Origin of the sequence: Streptomyces pseudogriseolus, assembly GCA_002154585.1 — a bacterium.
GTDB classification, from domain to species: Bacteria; Actinomycetota; Actinomycetes; order Streptomycetales; family Streptomycetaceae; genus Streptomyces; species Streptomyces pseudogriseolus.
Window position 1 is genome coordinate 1 of record MUNG01000398.1, and the last position, 10,675, is coordinate 10,675.

Consider the following 10,675-nt stretch of genomic DNA (forward strand, 5'->3'; position numbering starts at 1 on the left):
GGGCGGGGACCTCGTGCACGGGCGCGGGACCGGGCTCCTGGACCGGCTCGGGCTCAGGCTCAGGGGCCGGCATCGGCTTCGGTTCCGGCATCGGCATCGGCTTCGGCGGCGCGGGGGCCTGCGCGGCCCGTACCTCCGCCCGCCTCCGCGCCCGTACGGCCCGCCATCGGGCCACCGTGCCCAGGACGAACACGGTGAGGACCACCACGATCATCAGCTGGCCGATGAGCAGGCCCCAGAAGAGGCCGTAGCCGGAGAGGTCGGCGGGCGGGGCGTCGGGCCAGGCGCCTGGAAGGTCGTGCGGGTTCGCGATCAGGTGGCGCACCGCGAGCGGCGTGTGGGTGAAGGAGAGGCCGGACGGCCAGTGGCCGTGGGCGAAGAGGCCCGCCAGGCCGGTGGCCGTCCACACCATTGCCGTCATGCCGAGAAGGAAGGCGAGCACCCCGACGAGCAGTCCGTCCGGGATGCCGCCGCTCTGGCCGCCGCTCTGCCCGCGCCGCTCGTCCGGTCTCATGCGTCCCCCTCATGCCGCTCTTACGCCACCGTGGACTCGGAGTCCCCGACGTGCTGTTCCATGAAGGCCGCCGCCCGCTCCTCCGCCTCCAGTTCGGCGGCGCGCAGGGCGTCGTCGGCGAGGTCGGAGGACGACTCGGTCATCGCGCGGTCGGTGAAGACCAGGGGGCGTTCCGTCTCGGTGACCAGGTGTTTGACGACCTGGACGTTGCCGTTGACGTCCCAGACGGCGATGCCGGGGGTGAGCGTGGGGATGATCTCCACGGCCCACCGGGGCAGGCCGAGCACCCGGCCCGTGGCCCGCGCCTCGTCCGCCTTCTGGGCGTAGATGGTGCGGGTCGAGGCCATCTTCAGGATGGCCGCGGCCTCCTTGGCCGCCGCTCCGTCCACCACGTCGGACAGGTGGTGGACGACCGCGACGAAGGACAGGCCGAGGCGCCGGCCGAACTTGAGCAGCCGCTGGAACAGCTGCGCCACGAACGGGCTGTTGATGATGTGCCAGGCCTCCTCGACCAGGAAGATGCGCTTCTTCCGGTCGGGGCGGATCCAGGTGTGCTCCAGCCACACGCCCACGATCGCCATGAGGATCGGCATGGCGATGGAGTTGCGGTCGATGTGGGACAGGTCGAAGACGATGAGCGGGGCGTCGAGGTCGATGCCGACGGTCGTCGGGCCGTCGAACATGCCGCGCAGGTCACCGTCGACCAGGCGGTCGAGGACCAGCGCGACGTCCAGGCCCCACGCCCGGACGTCGTCTATGGCGACGTTCATCGCCTCGGCCGACTCCGGTTCGGGGTGGCGGAGCTGGTCGACGATGTCGGAGAGCACCGGCTGGCGTTCGACGACGGTCTCGTTGACGTAGGCGTGCGCGACCTTCAGGGCGAAGCCGGAGCGCTCGTCGAGGCCGTGCCCCATGGCGACCTCGATGATGGTGCGCAGCAGCGCCAGCTGGCCCGTCGTGGTGATGGACGGGTCGAGCGGGTTGAGCCGGATGCCGTGGTCCAGGGCGGCCATCGGGTCCAGCCGGATGGGGGTGATGCCGAGCTCCTGCGCGACGAGGTTCCACTCGCCGACGCCGTCCTCGCCCTGGGCGTCCAGGACGACGACCTGGCGGTCGCGGAAACGCAGCTGGCGCAGGACGTACGTCTTCTCCAGCGCGGACTTGCCGTTGCCGGACTCGCCGAGGACCAGCCAGTGGGGGGCGGGGAGCTGCTGGCCGTAGAGCTGGAAGGGGTCGTAGATGTAGCCCTTCCCGGAGTAGACCTCGCGGCCGATGATGACGCCGGAGTCGCCGAGGCCGGGCGCGGCGGTCGGCAGGTACACCGCCTGCGCCTGGCCCGTGGACGTGCGTACCGGCAGCCGGGTCGTCTCGACCTTCCCGAACAGGAAGGACGTGAAGGCGTCGGTGACGACGGACAGCGGATCCCGCATCTTCAGCTCAGCCCCTACCTACGAATGCCGGTGGCGAACGGGAGAGTGTTCACGAACGCGCGGTGGTGCTCGCGGTCGCACCACTCCAGCTTCAGGTACGACTTTCCGGCCGAGGCCCGTATCGTCCGCTTGTCGCGGGCCAGGGCCTCGGGTGTGCGGGAGGAGACGGTGATGTAGCCGACCAGGTTGACGCCCGCGGCGCCGCTGGCGAGGTCCTCGCCGCGCTGGTCGAGACGGCTGTGCGCGGCGACGTCGCGGGGGTCGACGGTCCGGTTCATCTTGGCGGCGCGGGATGCCTCCGCCTCGTCGTTGGTCTTCTCGGTCAGCATGCGTTCGATGGCGACCTCGGTGGGTTCGAGGTCCATCGTGACGGCGACCGTGCGGATCACGTCCGGGGTGTGGACGAGCAGCGGCGCGAGGAAGTTCACGCCGACCGGGGTCATCGGCCACTCCTTCACCCAGGCCGTGGCGTGGCACCAGGGGGCGCGGGTGGCGGACTCGCGGGTCTTGGCCTGGAGATACGTGGGTTCCGTGGCGTCCAGCTCGGCCGGCCAGGCGTTGCGCTGGGACATGGCCTGGATGTGGTCGATCGGGTGGTCCGGGTCGTACATGGAGTGGATCAGCGAGGACAGCCTGCTCTGGCCGAGCGGCTGGCGTACGCGGATGTCGGCCTCCTGGAGCCGGGAGCAGATGTCGGTCAGCTCGCGGGCCATGACGACGGCGAGGCCCGCGTCCCGGTCGACCCGGCCGCCGCCCTGGCTGCGCATGGCGCGGGCCATGGTGTTGGCCTCGGCGGCCAGTTCGCGGTTGTAGTGCATGCAGGCGACGAGGTAGGCGCGGTGCTGCTCGCTGCTGGTCGACACCATCGACTGGAGCTGGTCGTACGACTGCTGGAGCCAGGCGGGCGCCTTGTCGTCGCCGCGTACGGCGACGTCCTTGGCGTGCGCGTCGGGGTCGGCGGGCAGGGTGCGGGCGAGCATCTGGAGGCGGGTGACGAAGCCGTCGCCGTTCGCCACGTGCTTGAGCAGCGTGCCGAAGCGGTCGACGAGGGCCTCCTGGTCCTCGGAGTCGCGCAGGCCGACGCCGGGGCCCTCGATCTCGATGGCGGCGGTGACGGTCTTGCGGTCGGCGTGCAGCAGCACGGCGATCTCGTCGGGCCCGAACGGTGCGGAGAGCCAGGTGATCCTGCCGATGCCGGGCGGCGGTCCGACCTCCACCTCGCGGCCGTCGAGCCGGGTGCCGGCCTCGACGACCCCGGAGCGGTAGGTGGCGCCGTTGCGCAGGGTGCGCTTGTAACTGCGGTTGATCTCGAACCACTTGTAGAACGTGCGGTGCTTGTACGGCACGTACACGGCGGCGAGCGCGAGCATCGGCAGACCCGCCAGCAGCACGATCCGTACGGACAGGACGGGGACGAGGAGCCCGCACATCATGCCGAGGAACGCGCCGATGACGATGAGCGCGATCTCACCGGTCTCGCGATTGCGGCCGACGATCGCGTTCGGCCGGGCGCGGCCGATCAGATACGTACGGCGGGGCGTGACCGCGGGGGACAGATGGGACTCGGTCGTCAACGCCCTTCACCTCCGTTGCGGTTGGTGCTGCTGTTGCGGGTGCCGGCGTGCGGGGTGTTCACCGGGCTCGCCGACCGGGGCGCGGGCGCGGCGGAGGACCCGGATCCGCCGCCGCCCGAGGGGCGGGAGCTGTGCGCGGCGACTCCCCCGGAGGCGGGGTTGGCCGGGCGGGGCGCGGAGGACTGGCCGCCGCCGTGGTTGTCGGCGCGGGTGCTGTGGGTCTTGATGCCCTGGGCGACCAGGGTGGCCGGCGAGCTGATGACGGCGGCCGCCTTGCCCTCGGCGCCCTGCATGATGCGGTTGTTGCGGGAGCCGGCGATCTCGTCGCCGAAGCCGGGGACGAAGCGGTAGATCATCGCCGAGGCGAAGATGGCGAGCAGGATGATCGCCAGTCCGGAGACCACGGCGGAGAAGGCGTCCGGGCCGTCGTCGGCGGAGAGCGCGCCGGCCAGGCCGAGCACGATCACGATGACCGGCTTCACCATGATCACGGCGATCATGATGCCCGCCCAGCGGCGGACGTGGCCCCACAGGTTCTTGTCGACCAGGCCCGCGTACACGACGGTGCCGAGGAGGGCGCCGACGTAGAGCAGGGCGGCGCGGATCACCAGCTCCAGCCAGAGGACGCCGGCCGCGAGGATCGAGACGAGGGAGACGACGATCAGCATGATCGGGCCGCCGCCGATGTCGTTCCCCTTCTCCAGGGCGGCGGAGAACGTCCCGAAGAACGTGTCCGTCTGGTCGCCCGTCGCCTTCGCCAGCACGTCGGTGACGCCGTCGGTCGCGGAGACGACGGTGTAGAGGATCAGCGGGGTGAAGGCGGAGGCGAGCACGGTCAGCCAGAGGAAGCCGATCGCCTCGGACAGGGCGGTGGTCAGCGGCACACCGCGGACGGCCCGCTTGGCGACCGCGAGCAGCCACAGCAGCAGGGTGAGGATCGTCGACGCGGCGAAGACGACGGCGTACTGCTGGAGGAACGTGTCGTTGGTGAAGTCCACCTTCGCGGTGTCCTCGACGGCGGCGCTGAGCTGCTTGACCGTCCAGGACGCGGCGTCGGCGCAGCCGCGGGCGAGGGAGGCGAGGGGGTCCAGGGCGGAGGTGGGGTCGTTGAAGGTGGAGCGCTCTCCACCACCTCCTCCGGAGCCGCCCTCGTCCCGCTCGCAGTACTGCTTCGCAGGGCCGATGAGAAGGTCGCAGGGATCGTCGCTCGGTGCCGGAGTGGGCGCCGCGACGGCGCGCCCGGCCAGTCCGACGGCGGCCGCCGGTACAGCGGCGACCACCGCGGCGAGCTTGAGTACGTGACGCGGGCTACCGGGCATATGTGAACCCTCCGTACTCCTCGACAGCCTTGCTGATCTCTTCAGAGCTGGCGGCCCTGTCATCTCCGGGGACCGGAGCAGGGCCGTCCTTCTGGGTGTCGGCGGAGATCTTCCAGTCTCCGTCGATCCACTGAAGTTCGAAGGTCCAGGTCTTCCAGGTGGTGGTCACCGGGTCGATCGACTTCTCGCCGGACATGCCGATCAGGCCCATGTACCAGACCGCAACGCGGGCGTTGGTGTCGTCGTACTGCTCGACCCTCGTGCCGACCGGGATGGTGCGCGAGACGAAGGTGCTGCCCTGCGGAGGGTTGCCGTTCGCATCGAGACCCAGCTTGCTCAGGAAGTCCGCGGAGTAGGCCTGATCCATTGCGGGGCGGAGCTTCTCCGCGGCATCGGGGGTGTAGATGGTCCCGAGGATGGAGTGCCGGCTGTCCTTCTTGAACATGCCGTCGGAACCCAGCACTACGGAGTAGTTGGCCGCCGCGCTCTCCGCCCCCTGCCGGTCGTGGGCGAAGCCCGCCGGGATACCGGCCGCACCCGCGGAGACGGGCTTCTCGCCCGACGGGGCCGTCGCCGCCGCCTTGGGGGAGTCCGCCCCCTCCTCCCCGTCGGAATCCCCGCCTCCACGGTTCGCGAAGGCGATGGCCGCGATGAGGAGGACCACCACGCCGACGACGGTGACCAGGCTGCGCGACGACGACCGCCCGTTTCTGCGCGCGCCGCCGTACGGGTCGCCGCTCCCCTCCGGCAGGCGGGTGCGGGTCCGGCCCGTGTCGTCTCCGAGACTCATGCCGCGTACGCCCCCTCAGCGTCGTGCGGAAACACCTCGTACTCCGTGTACTCCACGTACGACGGTAGCCGTACCGGCCGCCGCTCGGGCGTGGTGTGGTGACTGGACATCAGGGAAACGCAACCTCAGCCGGTGGGCACGACGGGCGGGTGGGATGGAGGGGGTGCCGGGCGTGCCCGGTCGGAAGCGGTGATGCGGCGTCAGACGGCCATGCCGTACACGATGGTGAACAGGGTGCCGAGCGACCCGATGATGAAAACGCCCGTGAGTCCCGCGATGATGAGGCCCTTGCCCTGTTCGGCGGAGAAGGTGTCCCGCAGCGCGGTGGCGCCGATGCGCTGTTTGGCCGCCCCCCAGATGGCGATGCCGAGGCAGATGAGGATGGCGACGGCCATGACCACTTCGATCATCACCTTGGCCTCGTTGCCCAGGCTGCCGAAGGGGCCCCAGTCCGGAGCGATCCCGCCGATGATGGTGTTGATGTCTCCCTCGTCGGCCGCAAAGAGCATGTAAGTCACCGCCCCTGTATGGGTAGTTCCGCATCCTCTGCGGGGGTGCAGAGGTCAGGCCTCATTGTCGCCGACGATGACGCCGTCGTATGTCGACTTGGCGTCATCTGTTGGCGGGTTTCGTAGGAATAGCTTGCCACCGGCGCGCGCCGGACTCCGGGAGGGGCGCGCTCCGACGGGTGAAGAGTCGTATCGTCACTCTGTGTATCACGCTGGGTGATGCTTCACAACGAACCGTGACGACTTTCGTTCCGGCATCGGAGCGCGCCGACGGCTACACCGTGAAGTGGTCGAACTCGCCCGCGCGTACGCCCTGGACGAAGGCGTCCCAGCGGCGGCGGTCGGTGGTGACGGCGGGCGCACCGAGGGCTCCGGAAGTGTGGAGGCGGACGGTGTCGCCGTCGCCGGCGGTGGTCACTTCGAGGACGGGCGCCTCAGGGGTCCGGTGGGGTTCTCCCTTGAGGGAGTGGAGTAGGACGCGGAAGGCGTCGGGGGTGGTGGTGAGGATCGTTCCGCGGGGATCGGCGGACTCGGTTATGTGGATCCCGGCGGGGCCGGCGGCTATGTGCACGCAGGAGTCTCCCGAGCCGCACAGAGATGACTTCTGCCAGTTGAGTCCGGACATCGCGTTTCCTCTCACAGGTCTCGGACGAGGTGGTGGATGACGTCGCGTGACTTGTCCGGGGCGAGCGCCCTCGAGTCCAAACGGTCGAGCAGGACGCGGTACATGTCCAGTTGAGCCTCGGCATCGAGGAACACGGGTCCGTGGGACTGGTCAAGATGGACGGTGTCGAGCTGAGGGATGGGGCCGTGCGAGTAGAAGATCGACTGCCCCGACCCCGGGAAGCCTCCGGCCGTGAACGGCAGCACTCTGATGGTGATGTGCTCACGCTCGCTCATGTCCAGCAGGTGTTGCAGTTGCGCGCGGGCGGTCACCGGGCCGCCGAACTGCATGCGTAGCGCCGCCTCGTGGATCACGGCGTGGTACGGGACGGCGGAGTCTCGGTACAGCACGGCCTGGCGCTTGATGCGGAAGGACACCCGGTGCTCGATGTCCGGCGGTGGGAACTCAGGCACGACCTGCCGGAACAGTTCGCGTGCGTGTTCGGTGGTCTGAAGCAGGCCGGGGATGTGGACGGTCACGGCGCTGCGTAGGCGAGTCGCGTGGTGCTCGACTTCGGCCAGGTTCAACAACGCGGCGGGGAGGATTTCGCGGTACTCCTCCCACCAGCCGCGCTTGCGGTCTGCGGCCATGTCGCTGAGGGCTTGGACGAGCGCCGGGTCGCCGCATTTGTAGTGGTGCGCCAGCGTGCGTACCCGTTCCGGGCTCACACCGATGCGACCGGCTTCCGTATTGCTGATCTGGTTCTGCTTCACGCCGAGCAGTTGACCGGCCTCTGTGGCGGTGAGTCCCGCGCGCTCGCGCAGTTTCCGCAGCTCGGAGCCAAGTCGGAGCTGACGGCCTGTCGGGCTGGTTCTCACGTTTCCTGACGTCCCCTCGGCGCTACGGTCACCCACTCGGGTGGAGGCTAATGTAGATCTAGAGATCTGGCTAATGCGTTAGCTGAACGCGGCTAGCTTGGTTACCAGGCGCCCCGCCCAGAAGCGCACCGATCGACGGGTCGGCATGCCTGGGCTCCCGTTCGCACGCATCCAACACACCTCGCTGATCGGAGACTTCCATGTCCACCGTAGCCCCGCCCTGGTCCTACACCCTTCACCTCTCGCGCGATCCACGCTCACCGGGGATCGCCCGCTCGACCCTGCGGTCCGTACTGGCCGCCTACAAGCTCGGCGGGCTCGCCCCCACCGCCGAACTGCTCGCCTCGGAGCTGCTGACCAACGCCCATCTGCACACCGGCGGTCCGTACGCGCTGCACATCAGCCCCCTGGCGTCCGGGCAGCTGCGGCTGGGGGTGTGGGACAAGGACCCGGCCGTCCCCTCCGGGCTGGGCGCCGGCTTCGCGCACGGCGTCATGCCGGACGAGGGCTCGGAGAGCGGACGGGGACTGGCCCTTGTCCGGGCGTACGCCGACGCCTGGGGCGCCTCGCGGCTGGGGGAACCGGGAGGACCGTCCGGCGGGAAGGTGCTGTGGGCGGAGTGCGGCTGGAGGGGACCGTCGCAGCAACCGCGCCAATGTCGTCCGTGATCATCCCGAAGAGGGGGTGCCGCCTCTACACTGACGGTCGGCGGTGGACTGCCGGACGGCGAAAGGCGGTTGACGGTGCGTAAGGCATGGATCGCGGCAGGGGTCGCCGTCAGCTCCGCGCTCGCCTTCGTGATGCTGCTCGCCGTCGGGGTCTACGTCATCGCGGGGAACCTCGCCAACGGGGTGGGCGGCGGTGCGGGCAAGGCGCTCGCCAAGGGGAGCGTGCCGGCCGCGTATCAGGCACTCGTGCAGAAGTGGGGCAACTACTGCCCTGCCATCAATCCGGCCCTGCTCGCCGCCCAGCTCTACCAGGAGAGCGGGTTCAACCCCAAGGCGCAGAGCCATGCGGCGGCGCAGGGCATCGCGCAGTTCATCCCCGGCACCTGGGCCACGCACGGCATCGACGGGGACGGGGACGGGGACCGTGACGTGTGGGACCCGAAGGACGCGATCCCGTCGGCGGCGGCATACGACTGCGCGCTCGCGTCCTATGTGAAGGACGTGGGCGGGAATCTGACCGAAAACATGCTCGCCTCGTACAACGCGGGGGCGTACGCGGTCATCAAGTACGGGGGTGTGCCGCCCTACCAGGAGACGCAGAACTATGTGCAGCGCATCCGGGAGCTGGAGAAGAGCTTCGCCGCGCCCGTGGGGCGGGTGGATCCCTCGCGGCAGGCCGCCGGGGCGATCGCGTTCGCACAGAAGAAGCTCGGCACGCCCTATCTCTGGGGCGGCAACGGCACCGCTGACCAGGGAGGACGCTTCGACTGCTCGGGTCTGACGAAGGCCGCGTACGAGACGGTGGGAATCGAGCTGCCCCGGGTGGCGAACGACCAGTACAACGCGGGTCCGCATCCGGCCCGGGACGAGCTGCTGCCGGGTGATCTGGTGTTCTTCTCGGACGACCTGACCAATTCGCGGGCCATCCGGCATGTGGGCATTTATGTCGGCGGCGGGTACATGATCGACGCGCCGCGTCCCGGCGCGGTGATCCGATTCGACCCGATCGACACTCCTGACTACTTTGGTGCCACCCGGGTCACGGAAGATGGCGCGAAAGCGCTCCCCACGACGGTGTGAGCGGAGCGACAAACGCCCGTCTGAGCTGCGAAGACGCATCTCTCTTCGATAACGTCTGCGTGATCTTTCGGTGGAGTGTGGAACGTATCGACGGGGACCGTGCGTTCCTGTTCTCGTAGCCGAGCGGACGAGCGGATCTACAGACCACGGGGGTGGCAGACACGGCGCGCGTCCGCGCGCCGGACGACATGACGAAGGGGCCGCAGCACCATGGCTGGACTCGCCGATTCCGGGTCGAACCCCGACGTCGACCTGCTCTACGACATCAACGGCCTGGCCAAGGCCGCCCCGCCGTGGTTCGACCACGTCATGGAGTTCGTCGGTGAGTACGGGGTGCTGTTCGGCCTCGTCGCGATGGTGCTGTGGTGCTGGTGGGGCGTGCGTCAGCGCGGCGGGCCTGACGCCGCGTCATCGGTGGCGGCCCTGGTGTGGGCGCCGCTCGCGGCGGGCGTCGCGGTCCTGGTGAACGTGCCGATCCGCGGATTCGTCGAGCGGCCACGGCCGTTCAACGACCATGAGGGGCTCGAGGTGCTCGTCGACGGCAAGGACGACTTCTCCTTCGTGAGCGACCACGCGACGCTCTGCATGGCGCTGGCGGTGGGTCTGTTCCTGGCCAACCGGCGTTTCGGCCTGGTCGCCCTGGTGCTGGGCCTGATCGGCGGTTTCATCCGCGTCTACATGGGCGTGCACTACCCGACGGACGTGGTGGGCGGACTGGCGCTGGGCACGGCGGTCGCGCTGCTGCTGTCGCCGCTCGCCATGGCGCTGCTGACGCCGCTGATGCGGGCGGTGGAGCGGTCGCCGAAGGCCGGCTGGCTGATCGCGGCGCGGCCGCAGGGGCAGCGACGGCGGGTGGCCGAGCGGAGCAGGGGCCGGGCCGCGGGCTCCGAGCCCGAGGAGCGGGACCTGGCGGCCTGACGACGACACGACCGCACGGCGAGGGCCCGTGATCTCCGTCNNTCACGGGCCCTCGGTCTGTCCCGAGAGGCGCAGAGGCTCACGAGAGCTGCGGGGCTCAGAGGGTCTGCGGGGTCGTGAAGACGCGGTCCGGGTCGTAGCGCCGCTTCAGCCGGGACAGGCGCGGGGCGGCCTCGCCGTAGTAGGCGCGGCGCCAGTCGGTGAGGCCGGGGTCGGTGTAGTTCTGGTACGCGGTGCCGGACGCGTGTGGGCGCAGGGCCTGGTGAGTGTCCGTCAGCCAGGCCCGGATCGTCGAGCCGTCGCCGCTGCCGGGGTTCCAGGACGCGAGGTACTGGGCGAGCACGCGGGAGCGGCGGTGCACGAACGCCGTCGCCGTGGGCGCGACCCGGTT

The 10,675-nt window shown here is 69.9% G+C and carries 11 protein-coding genes and 1 pseudogene; 3 read left to right on the forward strand and 9 right to left on the reverse strand.

Annotated features, from left to right (window positions below; translation table 11 throughout):
* From CCN29_RS28870 to CCN29_RS28905, 8 genes and pseudogenes are all read right to left on the reverse strand, one after another.
* Positions 1-514: pseudogene (locus tag CCN29_RS28870) on the reverse strand (type VI secretion protein); the annotation flags it as partial.
* Between the two features lie 20 nt (positions 515-534).
* The gene (locus CCN29_RS28875) at positions 535-1,944 is read right to left on the reverse strand and encodes an ATP-binding protein (protein WP_006136296.1); all 1,410 of its coding nucleotides are present in this window, start codon (positions 1,942-1,944) and stop codon (positions 535-537) included.
* Positions 1,945-1,958: 14 nt separating this feature from the next.
* Positions 1,959-3,518 carry an SCO6880 family protein gene (locus CCN29_RS28880; RefSeq protein ID WP_031023715.1) on the reverse strand — a complete coding sequence of 520 codons (1,560 nt, stop codon included), beginning with the start codon at positions 3,516-3,518 and terminating at the stop codon, positions 1,959-1,961.
* Positions 3,515-4,837, reverse strand: a complete 1,323-nt coding sequence (locus CCN29_RS28885) for a hypothetical protein (RefSeq protein ID WP_086685517.1) — start codon at positions 4,835-4,837, stop codon at positions 3,515-3,517. Before CCN29_RS28885 ends, CCN29_RS28880 begins: the two co-directional genes overlap by 4 nt.
* Complete coding sequence (locus CCN29_RS28890) at positions 4,827-5,627, reverse strand: DUF8175 domain-containg protein (protein ID WP_086685519.1); 801 nt, start codon at positions 5,625-5,627, stop codon at positions 4,827-4,829. Before CCN29_RS28890 ends, CCN29_RS28885 begins: the two co-directional genes overlap by 11 nt.
* Before the next feature lie 200 nt (positions 5,628-5,827).
* Positions 5,828-6,136 carry a DUF8827 family protein gene (locus tag CCN29_RS28895; RefSeq protein ID WP_006136301.1) on the reverse strand — a complete coding sequence of 103 codons (309 nt, stop codon included), beginning with the start codon at positions 6,134-6,136 and terminating at the stop codon, positions 5,828-5,830.
* Positions 6,137-6,410: 274 nt separating this feature from the next.
* Positions 6,411-6,761, reverse strand: coding sequence for a DUF397 domain-containing protein (locus tag CCN29_RS28900; protein ID WP_031023709.1), 351 nt, complete (start codon positions 6,759-6,761; stop codon positions 6,411-6,413).
* Positions 6,762-6,772: 11 nt separating this feature from the next.
* Entirely contained in the window at positions 6,773-7,618 is an 846-nt protein-coding gene (locus CCN29_RS28905) for a helix-turn-helix domain-containing protein (RefSeq protein WP_031023707.1), read from the reverse strand.
* 200 nt (positions 7,619-7,818) lie between these two features.
* On the opposite strand from CCN29_RS28905, the gene CCN29_RS28910 reads away from it, so the two are divergent.
* From CCN29_RS28910 to CCN29_RS28920, 3 genes are all read left to right on the forward strand, one after another.
* Complete coding sequence (locus CCN29_RS28910) at positions 7,819-8,286, forward strand: ATP-binding protein (RefSeq protein ID WP_086685521.1); 468 nt, start codon at positions 7,819-7,821, stop codon at positions 8,284-8,286.
* A gap of 69 nt (positions 8,287-8,355) precedes the next feature.
* On the forward strand, positions 8,356-9,366 hold the full coding sequence (locus CCN29_RS28915; protein ID WP_442538539.1) for a C40 family peptidase: 1,011 nt from the start codon (positions 8,356-8,358) through the stop codon (positions 9,364-9,366).
* Between the two features lie 210 nt (positions 9,367-9,576).
* Positions 9,577-10,284 (forward strand): phosphatase PAP2 family protein, encoded by a 708-nt coding sequence (locus tag CCN29_RS28920; protein WP_006136306.1) that lies wholly within the window; start codon positions 9,577-9,579, stop codon positions 10,282-10,284.
* 97 nt (positions 10,285-10,381) lie between these two features.
* Here CCN29_RS28920 and CCN29_RS28925 read toward each other — a convergent pair.
* A partial coding sequence (locus tag CCN29_RS28925; protein ID WP_442538540.1) for a BBE domain-containing protein occupies positions 10,382-10,675 on the reverse strand: 294 nt, incomplete at its 5' end.